We start from the raw sequence: 18,290 nt of genomic DNA, 5'->3' as shown, positions 1-18,290 counted from the left end.
TGGTTTTAATGTTTCTGCTTTTATTGTAGCTGCTTTTCGAGTCCCGGCGCTGCAATCTAATTAAACTTAAAACTTGTAGGGTTTTTGGGTGTTCTGTTTTTTAGGTGTAATTACTAATCTTAACTTTCTCACCTTAAATCTGTTGTTTTAACAGCGGCGCAGGCGATTCAATAATAGCACAATTTCGTCAGTTGCCGATCGCATTTTTGCAGCCGATAGGTCAGATTGATTCACGATAATGCTAAACACCAGCGGCTCGTAATTCGGAACTTCGATATATCCCGACAGCGCCGAAACTCCGCTCAAAGTTCCTGTTTTTGCTTGCAAAACTACGCGGTTTGGTGTAATATTTAAGCGATTTTTCAAAGTGCCGTTCTCGCCCGCGATCGGCAGTGACTGGCGGTAAATAGATGCAGCAGGTGAATTGGCCATAGATCTCAAAGTTTGCACCAAGGATTCTGGACTAATTAAATTGTGCCGAGACAAGCCGGAACCGTCGGTTAATATGTAGCTGTTTGGATTTACTCCTAATTGAGTTAAAGCTGTTTTTAACTCTTTCAAACCGATTTCACCTGTATCCTCTTGTGGCACAGGCATCTTGTCTGTAACTTTTCCCAACAATCTCAATAAAACTTCTGCATAAAGATTGTTGCTTTCTCGATTAGTTTCTTTCACCAATTCCGCCATCGGGGGCGATTCAACGGTAGCTAATTCTTGATTTAAATTGCGAGGCTCAGATGCAACGAAAGCCTGTTTAACAGGAATTCCCTCAGCCGCCAGGACTTGCTGAAAATGCTGCAAAAAATTATTAGCTGGGTTGACAACGGCGACATAAGCTGGTTCTGATTCTGCACCAACTTTCAACTGTCCGCTAACTCGAATTGCAGGTCGATCGAACTCCCGGCCAACTTCAATAAACTCAGATTCGCTTTGGGCGACTGTTACTGAATTGTTCTGAATTTGCCACTGATTTGCCAGCTTTGGTTCGGCAAAAGTAACTTTCAGAGGTTGCCCGAGATCCTGCGGGGACAAAAGAAGTTCGATCGCGTTTTGATTGAAAATTAAACTGTTAATCGGCGCTCCGTAGCCTGCTTGCGCGTCTTCCCATTCCCAATTCGCATTGACTGCACTGCCTTGAAAATAGCTGTCATCGCCAATCAACTCATTTACTTGACTGATTCCCCGCTGCTTCAACTGCTGCGCCAAGGATTTCAATTGAGGCTCAGCAATGCTCGGATCTCCCCTGCCCGCAACGTACAAACTCCCATTTTCGCCGCTGTAAACCGATGTTTTAATCCGAAAATCTGCACCGAGTTTCTGCAAAGCAGCGGCTGTGGTTAGCAGCTTGACATTTGATGCTGGAATAAAATATTTTTGGGCGTCGCGGCTGTAGAGAGTAGCAGTAGAAGATAGAGGTTGAATCAAAATGCCCCAGCGCGATCGGCTAAATTCTGGACGGTTGGCGATCGCATCTACTTGCGCCCCCAATTCCCCAGGACAAATATCCCCAGCAACCGTCTGCGTTTGAGCCGCAGCCGCCGACGGACGCCCCAGAATTAGGACTAACAAACTAAGCGCAATTCCTTTGATTTTCAAAGTGCAAGTCCCATAACAATAACTATTCAAATTAGATGCGCCCGAGCTGGGAAGTTTCACCGAATCAAGTCAATTTTAATAATAATAACGGGCATGAATTCTCGGATTGAACAGCGCCTCTACAGGTTTTCCCTCTTTGAGGTGTTCTTCCACAATCAACGGCACATCACTCGGTTTAACTCGACAATACCAAATTTCGTCGGGGGTAACTCGCACCGTCGGGCCAGTGTTGCACTGTCCCTGACAGCTACTGGCCTCAACTTTTACCCCTGCAACTTGTTGAGCTTCAAAAGCAGCTAGCACTGCTGCTGAACCATTTTTCAGGCAAGATTGATACTGGCAAACCAATACACAGCGCGGTTCTGGTTGGGAGTCTGGTTCTCGGGCTGGAGATTCTGGCATTGGTAAGGATTTATCGGCTCTTTAATATATCTTAACAATCTTGTCAGGCAGATGGCTCGCCGGAGGGAGGCAAACGGCAGAATTGTATAGTGCGATCGAAAAAAACAGCAAAATTCTGGCATTCAAAATTTTTCCTTGTTTCTACCTTCAAACCAATCCTTTCAGCAGAGCTGCCTTTCTTCTGTCTGTGTCACGCTTTCCCTATATGATCGATTTAGAGCAACAACTCAATCAACCGCTAATCATGCCAAAAACAGTAGCCGATGTAATGAGCCGCGAGCCGATTTTGGCGCGACCCGAAATGCCCTTGAACGAAGCGATTAAAATTTTAGCCGATCGACGCATTAGCGGTCTTCCCGTCGTAGATGAGAATGACTTGTTGGTAGGAGTCATCTCCGAAACCGACTTGATGTGGCGGGAAACCGGCGTAACTCCGCCCGCTTACATCATGGTGCTCGACAGCGTGATTTATTTGGAAAATCCATCTCGTTACGAGCGAGAGCTCCACAAGGCTTTAGGACAAACAGTAGGAGAAGCGATGAGTACAGAGCCAGTTACCATCGATCCCGACAAATCTCTCCAAGAAGCTGCAAAACTGATGCACGATCGCAGCATCCACCGATTGCCGGTGCTTGATACTGCTGGCAAAGTAATTGGCATCCTCACTAGGGGAGATATTATTCGAGCGATGGCGGCGGAATCTTAATTAACTGTTGCAGTTCCAGGACTGTATCAGAAAATGAGTCGATCGCTCCTTAAATCTCGCTCGCTTTTGGCAATTACCAATTACCAAATCTAAAATCTAAAATCTAAAATCTAAAATCCGATGAGCATTACCCCTGAGTCTGTCGAACAATTGCTGAATTCCGAGGATTTTGGCGAAAGACTGCGAGCAGTCAACCAACTGCGGCAACTAGATCCGGCGATCGCCTATAAACTGATTCAAATTGCGATCGGCGACAAAAACGTCCGGGTTCGCTACGCAGCAGTCAGCCAAATATCAACCCTCGGCACGCAGAATCTGCCGAACGCTTTAGAGGTACTGCGAAACAGCCTGAACAACGACCCCGAACCCGACGTACAAGCAGCAGCAGCCGATGCTTTGGGCGCATTGAAATTAAGCGATGCTTTAGAAGATTTGCAGCAAGTTTACAGCAGTACATCTGAATGGCTGGTGCAGCTCAGCATCGTTGCGGCTTTGGGAGAAATGGGAGATCCGAAAGCCTTTCCGATGTTAGAAAATGCCCTCACTTCTGAAAACGAATTGATCCAAACCATTGCAATCAGCGCATTAGGTGAATTGGGAGATAAACGCGGGCTGCCGCTGCTGCTTCCCTACGCTTCCAATGCAGATTGGCAGATCCGTTACAGAGTCGCCCAAGCTCTCGGGCGGTTGGGCGGTGCAGAAGCAGAGACAGCTTTGGAAATTCTCGCCAAAGATGAGGTTGAGCAAGTGGCTCAGGAAGCTAGAGCCGGACAAGAGAATATTTTAAAGTTGTGAGTTTTGAGGTGTGAATTTTGAATTAATTTAGAATTTTTTGTGAGGATTCTACTAAAAACTCCGTTCGCGATCGCACACAGAATTCAAAAACCCGGTTTCTTCCTATATTTCTCGTGACAGTCCGCCAAACTCGTAGAAACCGGGTTTCTAGCCCGCTAGCCAGCGGGCTGGGTGCGCACCGCAAACCTTACTAATCAGAAAAATCTCAAATCTCCAATCTCAAATTGTCTTGATGCCACGGGCGATCGCTAATTTCCTGTAAACTCTCCTCAAAGTCGATCGCACTCTTCCCTTTCTCAACCAGAGCCGGGATCTTGACATCGGCACTTTGACAACAGCTATAATGAGAATAAATACAGCAGCGGCATGGGTTAACACAATTATTGAAATGTACCCAGCCAGCTAGCGATCGGGGAAACTATCGCTAAGAGGGCAAGCAATCTACCAGCAAAACCCACTCTTAAAAGTGTTTATCATCCCCATGCTTGAACAACTACAAAATTCTGGTTCTCAGTCCTCGGACATTTTAACAGGAGAGCGATATGCCTCTCAAGTCGCACCAACTCCAACCAATCAAAACTTTATTTATAGAGTTTTAGAACTTACCAACATCGAACGCAGTAAATTAGGTTTGTCCCCGCTAACCTTAAATACTCAGTTACTAAATGCGGCGGAAAATCACAGCCAAAACATGGCACTGCAAGATTTCTTTTCCCATACCGGAAAAGATGGTTCGTCATTAGCAAGTCGGGTTACTGCAACGGGCTATAAATTTTCAGCGGCAGCAGAAAACATCGCTGCGGGCTCTTCTACACCCGAACAAGTTGTATCATCGTGGATGAACAGCAGCGGCCACCGGGCTAACATTCTTAACCCGAATCTCAAAGAAATTGGCATCGGTTACTATTTCTTAGCCGACGATACTGGCACAGAAAATTGGAATCACTATTGGACGCAAGTTTTTGCGACTTCTCTTGACGGTAGCGTCAATCCCGCACCCACACCAACACCCACACCAACTCCCACACCAACTCCCAACACATTGGTATCGATTATTTCCCCAATACCCAATGCTACAGGGGACGGCAGCCCGACGACAGCACCCAAAAATACAGCCAGCGGCGGCAATTATTTCCTATCAGATAGTGCCGATAGTCAAATACCGATAAATGCTGCGGGATTGCCAATTTTTGCCCTTTCCGGCAAAGATAATATCAGCGGGGGAGAAGGTGCTGATAGCATTAATGGAATGCAAGGTGCGGATACAATTAATGGCGCAGGCGGCAATGACAGCTTATCGGGCGGCAAAGAATCCGATTCAATTGATGGCGGTGTTGGCAATGATTTTATCGGCGGCAACAACGATAACGATCGACTAATCGGATCGGACGGTAACGATACGATTCGCGGCGGTAAAGAAGATGATATCTTGATTGGCGGTAACGGCGAAGATTTGTTGGCGGGCGATCGCGGTCAAGATATTCTGACGGGCAGTGGCGGAAATGATACGTTTATTTTAGCAGGAGGTTTGTCTGCTTCGGCTACTTTAATTAGTGCGGATGCGATCGCCGATTTTGCGATCGGCGATAACATTGGTTTGACTGACGGTATCGGTTTTGCAAACTTGACTTTTGAAGCTGTGAGTTTGCAGTTGGATGGAGGCGCAAGCATCGCTTCTACGGGGATTAAATCGGGCAGTAATTATTTGGGAATCGTGCAGGGTGTCAGTCAAAGTCAGCTTGCATCTTCTGTTTTTGTCAACGCCTAAAAAACAGCATACCCAGATTCCCGACTTCTTGGAGAAGTCAGGAATCTAAAAACGAGAGCGCTTTACGTTTAACTTTGAGAGTATAATCGGGGTGGCTTTTTTGAGAGATTGGTTGTTATACAGTCATGGACGGAAAAACACGGCGGTACGATCGCATTCAACTCAACCGCAGGCATGGATACTGAGTTTACGATCGCATTACCAGGGAAAGCTAATGGTTCAGCTTAAACGTGGCTGGCAAGAGGGATAGGTGCTGCATCAGACTGAAACGACTCGTTTAGCAGTTTGGCGATCGTGTCAGCGTTAGCAGGGCGACTGAAGTAAAACCCTTGACCTTCATCGCAGCCTCGCGCTTGCAGGTAATCACGCTGCTCCTTGGTTTCAATGCCTTCTGCGGTGATCGTTAACCGCAGACTTTTTGCCAGAGCAATGATGGCATCAGTAATGGTGGCGCTGTTCGGATTAGACAGTACATCTCGGACAAACGATCGATCGATCTTGAGCATATTAACCGGAAACCGTTGCAGGTAGTTGAGGGAAGAATAACCTGTGCCAAAGTCGTCTAGGGCGAGGGACACGCCAAGTTCTCGCAGTTGCAATAAGGTTTTGACCGATCGCTCAATGTCAGTCATCAAGGCAGTTTCAGTCACTTCCAGTTCTAAATACGCAGCTTCGAGTTCGGTCTGGGCCAAAATTTGGCGAACCATCTCAACCAGATTCGCCTGCTCAAATTGTCGACCCGACAGATTCACCGAAATCCGCAGCGCTGGCATCCCAGCCAGTTGCCAGCGACGGGTTTGAGCGCAAGCCGTTCGCAAGACCCATTCACCAATGGGCACGATCTCGCCATTGGCTTCGGCGATCGGAATAAATTTTGCCGGAGAGACTAAACCCTCTGTAGAATGCTGCCAGCGAACCAGCGCCTCCGTTGCTGTCACCTGTCCGCTGTCGAGGTCGATCAGCGGTTGATAGTAAACCAGTAGTTCGTTACGCTCCAGCGCTCCGCGCAGGCTATTTTCTAGGATCAGTCGCTCCTGTAACTCAACGTTCATTTCGGGTGAATAAAATTGATAGTGACTCTGCCCTTGCTGCTTTGCCTGATGAAGTGCGAAGTGAGCTTGCTGAAGAAGTTGCTCTGCAGAATTGGTATTTTCTAAATGGTTCAATGTAATGCCAAGACTGGCGGTGAGGTGGATCGGTTGGCCCTCTATAGAGAAAGGTTTTGCTAGCGTACTCAGCAGCAGTTGGGATAGCTTGACCACACTCTCCAGCGAGGGGAGTTCGCTGCGAGCGATCGCAAACTCACCATCGCCCAAACGCGCCAAGAGATCTGACCGATCCATGCACTGTACCAGCCGTTGGGAAACGGCTCTAATTAGTAAGTCAGATATCCCAGGCTCCAACGCATGGCGCATCGCTGTCAAATCATCGATACCCAATACCAGAACTGCGACCAGGGATGAGTGATTTTGGGATCGGGTTTGATTCAGGCGATCGCAGAATAAGTCACGATTTGGCAATCCAGTCAGTTTATCGTAGTGGGTAATGTAATCAATCAATTCATCTAGTTTGTAAAGCGTTTGTGAGGAATTTGCCATCAGCGTACCGACTTCATCAGCAAACTCTGTGGGTAAGTTCGGCAATGTTTTTGTATCGAGGTAGTTTTGTAGAGCCTCCGAGGTTAAGATTACCGGAACCAGGAGGTAGCGTAGCGTATAAAGCGTTGCTGCCGTACCCGCTAATGTCGCCAGCAGAGCAATCAGCAGAACCCGGACTGATGTCTCTACAGAGTAAGCATTTGAGGTAAGAAACCAGACCATTAAGGTTAGCAAAGGAACGTGCGTGCCTAAAAATGCAACCATCATAATTTTGGCAGTGTAGCTTTTCTTCAGCCAGGGGAGATGCGCCAAGGATGAGTATAGATTAAGGTTAGGCTTTGGTTGCATAGGACTCGGTTTGAGAATTTAAAGTGGGTAAAGTATCCAGCAGTCTGGTACTAGGTGTGTTGGCTTCAGAAACGGCTTTTTTAACTAAGGAGCGATCGCCTTAGATTTGACCGATATTTTACAAATCGATCGACAATACCGAGCCGCGATTGCTTGTCTGATAAAGTATCCAAGCGATCGCCAAACAACAAATATATATACTGACCCTAATCGCCTTTTTTTAAAACGTCAGTGATCCGCGCCACAAATCACAAAATTGACTTTTTTGAAAGCTACAAATTAGATCGACCTTCAGCTTTTAGTATGCTACTGATAACTAATGACTAATGACTAATAACTAAATTACTAAAAAGGAAATTATGAAAAAAGTAGCCGTGTTTGGTAACGCTGGAGGCGGTAAATCAACTCTCAGCAAGAGATTATCGGAAATCACTGGTTTGCCACTTTACATCTTGGATAAGATTCAATATCAATCTGGGGGCGCTGAGGTGAACTATGAAGAATACAAGCATACCCATGAGAAAATTCTGGCGACAGATCGATGGATTATTGACGGGTTTGGTTGCATGGAAACCCTCTGGCTGCGACTCAATGAGGCGGATAGTCTGGTTTTTGTCGATTTACCGCTATACGTGCATTTTTGGTGGGTGACTAAACGGCTGATTTCAGGTAGCTTTATACCCCCAGAAGGCTGGCCTGAAAACAGTCCGATATTGAAGAGTTCAATTAATAGTTACCGCGCTCTTTGGTTGTGTCACAAGTATTTGACTCCCAGATATCGCGAGTATGTCGATCGCGCTCAAAATACCAAAAGTGTTTATCACATCAGATCGGCAGAAGAGATTGCACAATTTTTGGAATCGATCTCGCAAATGACAGTTGACAACTGAATGGGGAATGGGGAATGGGGAATAACCAATAACCAATAACCAATAACAACTGACTAATGACTACTGACTGCTGACCGAAAGCAATTTGGTTTGGGGGGCCGGATTTATCAGTGGGGTCTCTTTCTTCAATCCAAAATCTAAAATCTAAAATCTAAAATCGGTTGACTACTGACTAATTGATGCCACAGCCGATCGCAAATTCCCTTGAAACTCGCCCAAAATTCGATCGCACTCTTCCTTCTCCAAACCAGTCCAGTGCATCATCAAAGCTAATTTTACAGACTTGCCGCTTTTTTCGAGCAAAAAACCCGCTTCATCCCGGCTCAAATCAGTCAAATCCTGCAACATCCGCACAGCCCGATCGCGCAATTTCTTATTAGTCACCGCCACGTCAACCATCCGATTGCCGTAAACCTTCCCCAGCTTCACCATTACCCCAGTCGAAAGGATATTTAAAGCCATTTTTGTCACTGTACCGGCTTTCAAGCGCGTCGATCCCGCCACTACCTCCGGGCCAACCAACAACCGAATATCAACATCAGCCTCAAAATTCACTTGTTCGACGGGTACGCAGGCCATAAACACAGTCTTTGCCCCCCGCTGGCGCGCCGCCTGCAAAGCGCCCGCGACAAACGGCGTCGTACCTCCAGCCGTAATCCCGACAACCACATCTAAGTTGGTAATTTGACGGTGGCCGATCGCCTCAGCCCCATCCTCAGCCCGATCCTCCAAATCCTCCGAACTCCGCACCAAAGCCCCCGCACCCCCGGCAATTATGCCCTGTACGAGTTCTGGCGGCGTGCAGAAGGTGGGGGGACACTCGGCCGCATCCAGCACGCCCAAACGCCCGGAAGTACCCGCACCGACGTAAAACAGGCGGCCTCCTTGACGCAGAGACTCGGCTGCAATGTCGATCGCTCGGGCTAACTGTTCGCGGGCACGGGCGATCGCGCTTAAGGTTTGGGCGTCTTCCCGGTTGAACAAGTCCACTAATTCGATCGAACTGAGTTGGTCTAAATTCTCGCTGTTGGCATTCACCTGTTCCGTCAGCAGATGCCCCCGTTCTTCCAAATTCTTCATTTTTTGTCAGTTGTTATTTGTCAGTTGTCGGCCTTCAAGCGAAGTCAGGAGACATACAGAGTCCCAGCTTCAGCCTGAGGCCTCTATATACAAATGGAGCCTAGGATTGAAAAAGCTCGAAGATATCAAATTTATCCTTCTTCCCTCTTCCTCCTTCTCTCTTCCCTCAAGATCCATCCGTTAAATCCGCTACAGAATCCGTTGCCGCACCTTCCTTTTACAAAAGTCCTTCGAGTCGGCGGCGAATAGAATCCAGTTCGTTTTGGGAAACGTCAGAATCCGGCTCCGGCTCTGGCTCAAGCTCCGCCTGCCACTGAGTCTGTGTTACATTGTCTTCTGGCGGAATTGCCAGCGCGCCCGCCGGTACCAGTTCCCAATCATAATCAACACTATCGCAGAACTCCTTAATTTCCTCATCGTCGATCGCCTCGACAGTGGGCTCTGGGAAATCCTGAGCTTCCAACATCACGCCAAAGCGGGTGGCGTCGTCTTCTGACTCAAACATCAGAACTTTATTGCGATCGCCGAGTTGAATGGTATGAATTCCCTCATTCTCGGTGCGGGCATTGAAGAGTAAGACGAACACTCGCATAAGTTTTAAAGACCTTCTTAACCACCGTTTTTTTATCTTAGGAGCGATCGGGCCACCGAGCAGTCGATTTTAAATTTTAGATTTTAGATTTTAGATTTTAGATTGACTCCCGATCTTGCACGCGCGGGGAGCGAGAGGATTTTGGGGAGTTAGAATACTTGGTGTTAGGTTGTGTTGCGTGTTTTGATTAAGTTTGGTAAAGGTTCTTGGACTCTGCCCCCGAGTGGGGGACGTGAATCTTGAAATTCGATCCTCTGCGTTGGCGTAGCCCCCGTAGGGGCGGGCTTCGCTAAAGCGCCACCGGCACTTCCCGCCTCAGTCCTGAGTCTACCAAAGGCAGAAGGTACGCTTACGAAGCACAGAAATTATACCTGTCTAAAACCCGCTGATTTCCTCACCCAATTCCTGAATTCTCACAAGCTTTGAGAAACACCCATGACTAACTCGGACGATAACAAAAATCAACTCGCACCCCGCCCCCACCGCCGCTGGTGGCGTCTGGTGCTGCTTAGCGGTACGGGATTGGGCATTATCGCCTTGGTTGGGGCGGCGCTAGCACACCAGTGGGTGCGGGAGAAGTTAGCTCCTTTGGTGGAAACTGAAGTCAGTCAGTTGCTGAAGCGCCCTGTGCAACTCGGACGTTTGGAGGGATTTTCTCTGACAAGTTTGCGGTTTGGTCGATCGACTTTACCTGCAACTCCTACCGATCCGGATTACGCTTCTACAGAGGCAGTGGAAGTGCAATTTTCGGTTTGGCCGCTGCTGTTCAACCGCACTCTCAAATTAGATATTACCTTAGTTAAACCCAGCGCTTATATCGAACAGGATGCTCAAGGCCGGTGGGTTAATATTCCAACTGCGGAGCAGAAATCTCCGGGTTTATTTAAAACTGAAGTTGAAGCAATTCGAGCTGAAAATGCCGCGGCAGTTTTGGTGCCGAGTCCCCCAGTCGGACAAAAAACTTCTGCTCCTATATCTGTAAATATCAAAAATGGCAGTGCTCTATTTCGCGACCAAAATCACCGCGTTCTCTACGAAATAAACGGTCAGTTTACTAACAGCGATAATTTTATACTTAAAGCTGATTCTCTGTTACCTGCGGCTCAAACTAACCTGCAATTGCAAGGTCAAAATTTGCCTTTACCCGACCTCGCTCGCTTGCTGAAAGTTTCCGGCATTTCTTTACAAAAAGGTCTTGCTAATGGCAATTTGACCGTGCAAGTGCGAGACAATAAACTATCGGGAATTACCGGAACTGCTAGTTTTGCAGGAGTGCAAGCCAGTATTGCTCCGCTGAAACAAATTATACAAAATAGCAGCGGTCAGTTGCGGTTTCAGGGAACTAATGTGATTGTCGATAGTCTGGCGGCTAATTACGGTCTAATTCCGCTGAGAATAGCAGGAACAGTTGCAACTGGAACTAATTTTAATTTGGATCAAGCTAGCTTCAATCTGACAACGAACGTGCAACCAGTCGCTTTTGCAAGTGTTGTCAGTGCGGTGGAGACAGAGTTAGGGCAGAAAGTAGTATTGCCGGTTGCTGTTGCGGGGGAGGTGAAGGCGGATGTCAAGCTGACTGGAACCGTTGCTTTGCCAGTGCTGACAGGTACGATCGCCTCGACAAAACCCGCTACAGTCGATCGACTGCAATTAAACAGTATTAGCACTAATTTCAAATTGGAACGCGGGAGAATGGCTCAAACCCCAACTCCCAATTCTCAATCTTCTATTCCCCCGTTTTCCTCTTTAGCTTTGACTTTGAGCGATTTTTTGGTAGTGCCGGCGGCGGGGGGTAAAATTGGCGGCAAAGGTCAAGTTGATATTGCTTTGGGAAGTGAGAATTCGCGATCGGGTTTGGTGTTTGATTTGCAAGCTGAAAACTTGCCGGCAGATAATCTCGCCCAAGTTTACGCTCTCCCGATTCCTGCTACTGTTAAAATTGGCACTGTCTCCGCCAAAGCTCAAGTTTTCGGCCCGTTAGACAACATTCAAGCTAGAGTTCAATGGCAAGCACCGCAAGGGACTTTCCCCGCTGCGGGCGAAATTCGAGCCGGAGGCAATTCGGCGGATTTGCAAAATACGGTTGTGAAAATTGGCAACGCTTCTGTTAACGTGGATGCTGCGCTAAAAGACCGTCAGTGGCAAGCTTTGATCGAGGGCGATCGCTTGGCCCTCAACAGTTTGCAGCAACTCGTACCGGGGCTGAATTTGCCTCCTGAACTAGCAGGTTTGGTCAGCGGAACCGTCGAAGCAGCAGGAACTCTCGACGATTTGAGTTTAAATGCGATCGCTGCGACGGGCAAAGGAACGCTGAATATTGCTGACAGTATTGTTGATGTTAATGGCGAACTAGAATCGGGTAACTGGCAAGTTGTTGGCAACACTGAAAAAGTAGCTGTCAATCAATTAATTGATATTGGCTTGCCGTTTTTAGAACGTGCTAATTCTAACACTTCAACCGCAAATCTAGAAAATCTAAAATCCAAAATCCAAAATATAAAATCGCTCGGCGGACAGCTAGCAGGTGAATTTAAAGCCGCGGGAAATGTTGACAATTTGACTGCTGGCGGAATCAATATTAGTGGCAACGGTAGGCTCAATTTTGCTGACAGCAATGTCAATTTAAACGGAGAATTGGTAGCGGGAAACTGGCAAGCAACAGCAGAAACCGATCGCACTTCCATCAGCCGCTTAGTAGATTTAGGATTGCCGATTTTAGATGTGGCTTCAGCATTCAATCCCGAAAATCAGCAATCTGCCAATCTCAACAATCTAAAATCCAAAATCCAAAATCTAAAATCGATTGACGGATTGCTATCGAGTCAATTTACAGCATCGGGAAGTCTTGACAATTTGACTGCTAGCAGCATCAATGCCAGCGGCAGCGGCAGACTCAATCTTGCTGGCAGCAATGTTAATTTAAAAGGAGAATTGGTAGCCGGAAACTGGCAAGGAACAGCAGAAACCGATCGCACTTCCATCAGGCGCTTAGGAGATTTAGGATTGCCGCTGTTAGATGTTGGCTTAGCTTTCGCTGCTGACAATCCCCAAACAGTCGCCAATATCAACAATCTAAAATCCAAAATCCAAAATCTACAATCACTTGACGGGCAAATATCCAATCAAATTCAAGCTAGCGGCAGTCTTGATAATTCAACCGCCGCTGACATAGGCGTCAGCAGCAGCGGCCAACTCAATATAGGCGACGGTACTCTTGCTTTTAGAGGTAAATTAGAAGACAGACGCTGGCAAGCTTTCGCCGATGCCGATCGAGTTATTCTCAGCCGCTTAGAACAAACTGTTCGCAATCTCCAACTGTTTCCGCTGACGGCGACTTTGCCTAAAGGATTTGACGGCAGAGTTAACGGCGAATTCCAAGCAGCGGGCAGTTTGGATAACTTGACAGCCAAGGGAATTAGTGGTAGCGGAGAAGGGCGGATTTTGGTCGATCGACTCGGGGCGATCGATACTACGGCAAAATTGGAAAACGGCAACTTGCAAGCTTTGCTGGAAACGAACGGAATTGCCGTCAGTAATTTAGAACAAACCCTCAAACAAACAGGTTTGCTGACAGCGGATTTACCGCCAGAAATTAACGGAACCCTCGACGGCCAAGTCCGCATTTTGGGAACAGTAGATAATCTAACCGCCAACGGCATCACCGCCAACGGCGACGGACAAATTAGACTCGCCAACGGCGGAGGAATTGTCAATGCTAAAGGCAGCGCCGCATCGGGAAATTGGCGCGCGTCAATCGAGGGCCAGCAAATTGCTCTAAGTCGCTTCCAGCAGGCTTTTGAGTCGCAGCGACAAAGCTTGCAAGCGCAAGGTGAAGTATCTGATGCCCCAAATCTACCCCAGCTTCAAGGACTGTTTAACGGCAATGTCAATTTATCCGGGCCGATTGCCGCTTCCCCGCAAACAGTTCGCGCCGGCGGCAGTTTCCGCATCTCGGAATTGCCGTTTTTGAAACAACCTTTTGAGGCAGTATTTAATTGGGACGGCAAACGGGTAGAAATTGAAAACGCCACAACTCCCGGTTTGACGGCAAATGGCTTTGTTAACGTCGAACTCGCAGGTAAAGGAGGGCCCTCAATTTCCAACTTAGATTTGGATGTCAGACTCGCCAACTTTAATCTGGAAGCCTTACCAGCAGAACAACTAGGATTTTTGTCGGCAATTGCGGACAAAAATTCCTCACAGCAAAACCTACCCCTGCGCGGCAATGTCGATTTTACCGGCAGCCTCACCGGAACCCTCGCCGCCCTCAGCTTAGTTGGCGACGTGGAAGTGCGGGATTTAGCAGTAAATCAAATCGCTTTTGACCCGGTACTGGCGGGGACTGTGAATGCGGATGCTGGGAAAAGTGTAGATTTGCGTTTGGCCGGCGCCAGCGACAAAATCGAAGTAGCTTTAAATCAATCTTTTCTGCCGACATCTTTCTTAATTCAACGCGGGGAATCTGTGGCTAGGGGCCAAACCGAGGGAGAAACTTTGCGAGTTAATTTAAGCGATTTTCCCCTGGCTGCTTTGAATCTATCACCGGGGAAAGAGGCTGGTTTGGGGCCGATTACCGGTACGGTTTCGGGACAAGTAAATGTGCCCGGTTGGAAGCTGCCGTTAAATCCGGCGACTTTGCAAGCAAGCGGACAAATTGCGATCGCCCAACCGGCGATCGGCTACATTAAAGGTGACAGTTTCCAAGCCGAATTTAGCTACGCTAACGGCAGCGCCACTCTCACAAATGGCATATTCCGCCAAGGCAGCGGTCAATACTTAATTTCCGGTAATGTTCAAACAGGCGCAAACCCGCAATTTGCCGGGAAAGTTAACGTCCAGCAAGGCAATTTGCAGCAGGTTTTAGCCGCTTTGCAATATTTCAATTTAGGCGACTTGGCTAGAGGCCTAAAACCTCCCGTTTACGGTGACAGTGGCGACGTGCAAACTGTGGCAGTCGGAGAACCGGATGCCCCGCTAATCGAACAGTTGCGCCGCTTGGCAGAAATTGAAACTATTTTGCAGCAGCAGCAGGCAGTGAAATCATCAGAAAAATTGCCTGCCTTATCTGAATTGCAAGGCACTTTTGGCGCGGAAATTGCTGTCGCCGGTTCTTTGCAAACGGGCGTGCAAGCTCAATTTAACGTGAAAGGCGATAACTGGCAGTGGGGAGAATATGTCGCTGAAAAGTTCAGCATTGAAGGCAGTTTTCAGGAGGGGATTTTAACTGTTTTGCCTTTGGAAATTCGATCGGGCAAAAGTGCGATCGGCTTTTCGGGACAACTCGGGCAAAAAGCTCAATCCGGGCAGTTGCGGGTAGAAAATGTACCCGTGGAAGAGTTGGCAAAACTGGTGGAATTGCCTTTTGTGGATGTCACGGGAAATTTAAATTTGCGGGCGAATTTGGCCGGCAGTTTGGAAAACCCGCAAGCCACCGGAGAATTGAGTTTGCTTGAGGGTACGCTAAACGGAGAACCGATTAAACAAGCCGACGGCAGTTTTAGTTACAGCAACGCCCGCCTGAATTTTGGCGGCAGCGCTTTGGTAACTCAAACCGAACCGATTGAAGTGCAGGGAAGTTTGCCTTTTGAGTTGCCTTTTGCAGCGGTGAAAGCTGACAGCAATCAAATCGATTTGAGGGCGAATTTGCAAAATGAAGGTTTGGCAATTATTAATGTATTGACTCCGCAAGTTGCGTGGGTCAGCGGTCAGGGACAGGTGCAAATTCGCGTCGGAGGAACGCTGCAAGAGCCTGTAGCGCAAGGAATCGCGAATTTTCAAAATGCAACCGTCCGCGCGAATGCCTTCCCAGAACCGCTGACAGGGCTGACTGGGACGGTGCGCTTTGAGGGCGATCGTATTCGGGTAGAGGGAATTCGGGGACAGTTGAGTCAGGGAGAAGTTGTGGCCGCTGGCGTGATTCCGCTGTCTGTGCCCTTCGCAGAGGGCGATGTGGATGCGGCTAATCCTTTGGCTGTAAATTTAGACAAGTTGGCAGTGAACCTCAGAGGATTGTACAGCGGCGGCGTAGTCGGTCAAGTGCAGGCAAGGGGCACGGCTAGGCGTCCGCAGTTGAGCGGTAATATTGAACTGTACAACGGTGAAGTATTTCTCCGGAGTCCCGGCGGCGGCACAACTGAGTTAGCTTCTTCCTCTTCTGCTTCTGATTCTGATTCCACATCTTCTGCTTCTCCTGCGACTGAGGTTTCTGCTTCCCCTACAACTGAGGTTTCTGCTTCTCCTGCGACTCCGACTTCCCCTTCCTTTGAAGTTGGATTGAACGATTTGCGGCTGAATTTGGGCCGGGGAATTCGGGTAACGAGTGCGCCGATATTAAGTTTTCAGGCGACTGGGGGCTTGACGGTGAATGGAACTTTAGATGACCTTCGCCCTGTCGGTACGATTCGGTTGACTTCCGGGTCGGTGAATTTGTTTACGACAGAGTTTAGACTCGATCGAGGATACGCGCAGACTGCTACCTTTGTACCAGGACAAGGACTCGATCCGACGCTGGATGTGAGATTAGCAACTTCGGTGCAGGAAGTAACGCGGTTCCGCACTCCCGGCACATCTGTAGCCTCTGAAATAACAGACGAACCGACAAGTTTCGGCAATGTGCGGAGTGTCCGAATTCAAGCGTTAGTGCAGGGAAGGGCTTCTCAGTTGGCGGAAAGCCTGGAGTTGAGGAGTTCTCCGAGTCGATCGGAAACAGAAATTGTAGCGCTATTGGGCGGCAGTTTCGTGCAAACTTTGGGACAGGGAGACAGTACACTGGCGATCGCAAATTTAGCCGGTGCGGGTTTATTGAGCAACCTTCAATCTGCGGTTACCAACGCCACAGGATTGAGCGAATTTCGCTTATTTCCCACTCGAATTAGAGGCAACGAAGCACAAACAGCTAGTTCTAGTGCGGGTGCGGGTTCTCTCGGTTTAGGTTTAGAAGTTGGGTTTGACATCACGCGCAATATTTCAGCATCAATCATTCGAGTTTTGTCAGCAAATCAACCGACTGAATTTACTGTGCGTTATCGATTGAGCGATAAAATTTTACTCAGAAGTTCGAGTAATTTTCAAGGAGACAACCGCGTCACTGCTGAATATGAATTGAGGTTTTAGGCATCAGCCAACAGTTCACAGTCAGCAGTCGTCAATCATTAATTGTCATTGCGAATGCAGCGACAGCGGAGTGAAGCAATCGCATATTCTGCGATCGACACTGTAGATCCCGAGCGATATAATACCAATTCTGTAGGAAAACGGCATTGCCCTGTGCGGCGTGAGGCTGGGCGACTTTTAATAATTGGCATAAGATTCTGGACTGTAGCAATACTTTTTTAAATTGGTATAACCGAACATGATAATCGCAATACCCCATATCCCATACCCATTCCCAATTAATTTGCTATAATAGTAACAGCAGCAAATTGGTGCTGCAAACCCCGCACACAAGATTATAGGAGTTAAGTCAAATGGCAAACAAACTCCAAGTTAATACACAGTCGATCGGCTACAGCGACTTTTACTGGAACCGCTTTAGTCCGAGAGTGGCGACTATCAGCAGTGTCCGCAACGCCAATCACTGGGACGGCGGATTTATCACTTATATTGCATTTCCCACAAAAGTAGAAGCTACAGCAGCAATGAAATATTTGCTCTTGCATCAAAAAGCTGCTGATGTCGATATGCGGAAAGCCAAGCGAATGAAAGCAAAAGGCATTCGGTGGGAACTCAAAATTCGGGGTTTAGCTTTTAATGAAGTGCTGAAGCTGGCGACTATGGATATAACTGGAAAGCTAGTTATGTCGCCTGCTACTACTCAAGCCACAGGCTGATAATTGAAAAACTTCGTAGTTGCGCTCAGGGTGGTAAAGCGCAACTACCAACCTAAAAATCCCTAAAATATTGCATTTTCCTTCTTCCTTCTTCCTTCTTCCTTCTTCCTTCTCTAATATGCGTTTCATCAGTCCCAAAGCAGACTTTGCATTCAAAAGAATATTCTGAGCTTCCGAACATCCAGAAATTTTAATCAGCTTCCTAAATGCAATGCTGTATAACGGAGAACCAACCATCTAAGAAATAGAAATCATTTACCCTTATTTAGCAGGAATCGTTACAGGATTGAAAGACACTTACCTGGATGTCAAAGCCAAGATTACCGCCAAAAAACCGTGATTGTTGAAATGCAGGTACTCAACGCCGCCCCCAAGGAATCGAACAAGAAATCCAAAGGGGTAAAATTGAGGGGGAAATAGGATTAATTATGCGTCCGATCGTGCGGTGGGTGGGTGATGTTACACAGGAAGTTCAAACTAGCATCCAGGGGTTATCTGGGGAACAGTTAGATGATTTGGGAGAGGCTTTGTTGGATTTTAGGAGTCAAGAGGATTTGATCGCCTGGTTGGAGTCGGCGGCGGGATGAACTGATGAGTTAAAAAGAGAGTCAATCGATTTTAGATTTTAGATTTTAGATTAAAGAATTGAAGCATTGACCCCACGGATAAATTCGGGGGCTCCTTTA

The 18,290-nt window shown here is 47.7% G+C and carries 14 protein-coding genes; 7 read left to right on the top strand and 7 right to left on the bottom strand.

Going from position 1 to position 18,290, the window contains the following annotated elements; genetic code table 11:
* Positions 1-147: 147 nt before the first annotated feature.
* Both dacB and QUA20_RS12290 read right to left on the bottom strand, forming a co-directional pair.
* On the bottom strand, positions 148-1,596 hold the full coding sequence (gene dacB, locus QUA20_RS12295; protein WP_445304672.1) for a D-alanyl-D-alanine carboxypeptidase/D-alanyl-D-alanine endopeptidase: 1,449 nt from the start codon (positions 1,594-1,596) through the stop codon (positions 148-150).
* A 75-nt stretch (positions 1,597-1,671) separates the two neighbouring features.
* Positions 1,672-1,998 carry a (2Fe-2S) ferredoxin domain-containing protein gene (locus QUA20_RS12290; RefSeq protein WP_333189109.1) on the bottom strand — a complete coding sequence of 109 codons (327 nt, stop codon included), beginning with the start codon at positions 1,996-1,998 and terminating at the stop codon, positions 1,672-1,674.
* A gap of 244 nt (positions 1,999-2,242) precedes the next feature.
* Between QUA20_RS12290 and QUA20_RS12285 the strand changes: the two genes are divergently transcribed.
* The 3 genes from QUA20_RS12285 to QUA20_RS12275 all read left to right on the top strand — a co-directional run bounded on the left by QUA20_RS12285 (position 2,243) and on the right by QUA20_RS12275 (position 5,267).
* Complete coding sequence (locus QUA20_RS12285; RefSeq protein WP_333189183.1) at positions 2,243-2,704, top strand: CBS domain-containing protein; 462 nt, start codon at positions 2,243-2,245, stop codon at positions 2,702-2,704.
* Between the two features lie 120 nt (positions 2,705-2,824).
* The gene (gene nblB / locus QUA20_RS12280; RefSeq protein WP_333189108.1) at positions 2,825-3,499 is read left to right on the top strand and encodes a phycobilisome degradation protein NblB; all 675 of its coding nucleotides are present in this window, start codon (positions 2,825-2,827) and stop codon (positions 3,497-3,499) included.
* A gap of 481 nt (positions 3,500-3,980) precedes the next feature.
* A complete protein-coding gene (locus tag QUA20_RS12275) occupies positions 3,981-5,267 on the top strand; it encodes a CAP domain-containing protein (RefSeq protein ID WP_333189107.1) in 1,287 nt (428 codons plus the stop codon).
* 224 nt (positions 5,268-5,491) lie between these two features.
* Here the strand turns inward: QUA20_RS12275 and QUA20_RS12270 are convergent, their stop codons facing one another.
* Positions 5,492-7,132, bottom strand: a complete 1,641-nt coding sequence (locus QUA20_RS12270) for a bifunctional diguanylate cyclase/phosphodiesterase (RefSeq protein ID WP_333189106.1) — start codon at positions 7,130-7,132, stop codon at positions 5,492-5,494.
* Positions 7,133-7,572: 440 nt separating this feature from the next.
* Between QUA20_RS12270 and QUA20_RS12265 the strand changes: the two genes are divergently transcribed.
* Positions 7,573-8,103, top strand: a complete 531-nt coding sequence (locus tag QUA20_RS12265; RefSeq protein ID WP_333189105.1) for an adenylate kinase — start codon at positions 7,573-7,575, stop codon at positions 8,101-8,103.
* A 165-nt stretch (positions 8,104-8,268) separates the two neighbouring features.
* Here the strand turns inward: QUA20_RS12265 and murQ are convergent, their stop codons facing one another.
* The gene (murQ, locus tag QUA20_RS12260) at positions 8,269-9,183 is read right to left on the bottom strand and encodes an N-acetylmuramic acid 6-phosphate etherase (protein ID WP_333189104.1); all 915 of its coding nucleotides are present in this window, start codon (positions 9,181-9,183) and stop codon (positions 8,269-8,271) included.
* Positions 9,184-9,400: 217 nt separating this feature from the next.
* A complete protein-coding gene (locus QUA20_RS12255) occupies positions 9,401-9,775 on the bottom strand; it encodes a DUF3110 domain-containing protein (protein ID WP_172192320.1) in 375 nt (124 codons plus the stop codon).
* Between the two features lie 435 nt (positions 9,776-10,210).
* On the opposite strand from QUA20_RS12255, the gene QUA20_RS12250 reads away from it, so the two are divergent.
* Positions 10,211-16,888 (top strand): translocation/assembly module TamB domain-containing protein, encoded by a 6,678-nt coding sequence (locus QUA20_RS12250; RefSeq protein ID WP_333189103.1) that lies wholly within the window; start codon positions 10,211-10,213, stop codon positions 16,886-16,888.
* A gap of 38 nt (positions 16,889-16,926) precedes the next feature.
* Here QUA20_RS12250 and QUA20_RS12245 read toward each other — a convergent pair whose 3' ends face one another.
* Positions 16,927-17,079, bottom strand: a complete 153-nt coding sequence (locus QUA20_RS12245; protein ID WP_333189102.1) for a hypothetical protein — start codon at positions 17,077-17,079, stop codon at positions 16,927-16,929.
* Between the two features lie 162 nt (positions 17,080-17,241).
* Here QUA20_RS12245 and QUA20_RS12240 point away from each other — a divergent pair, with 162 nt between their 5' ends.
* Complete coding sequence (locus tag QUA20_RS12240; protein ID WP_333189101.1) at positions 17,242-17,604, top strand: hypothetical protein; 363 nt, start codon at positions 17,242-17,244, stop codon at positions 17,602-17,604.
* Here the strand turns inward: QUA20_RS12240 and QUA20_RS12235 are convergent.
* Entirely contained in the window at positions 17,566-17,841 is a 276-nt protein-coding gene (locus tag QUA20_RS12235; RefSeq protein ID WP_333189100.1) for a hypothetical protein, read from the bottom strand. The two genes, QUA20_RS12240 and QUA20_RS12235, sit on opposite strands and share 39 nt — an antisense overlap.
* A 191-nt stretch (positions 17,842-18,032) precedes the next feature.
* Between QUA20_RS12235 and QUA20_RS12230 the strand changes: the two genes are divergently transcribed.
* On the top strand, positions 18,033-18,191 hold the full coding sequence (locus tag QUA20_RS12230) for a DUF4351 domain-containing protein (protein WP_333189099.1): 159 nt from the start codon (positions 18,033-18,035) through the stop codon (positions 18,189-18,191).
* The last annotated feature ends 99 nt before the right edge of the window (positions 18,192-18,290 follow it).

The organism is Microcoleus sp. Pol7_A1 (genome assembly GCF_036701085.1).
GTDB lineage: Bacteria > Cyanobacteriota > Cyanobacteriia > Cyanobacteriales > Microcoleaceae > Microcoleus > Microcoleus asticus.
Note: the sequence above shows the minus strand (reverse complement) of the source record. Positions and strands in the feature narration are given on the sequence as shown.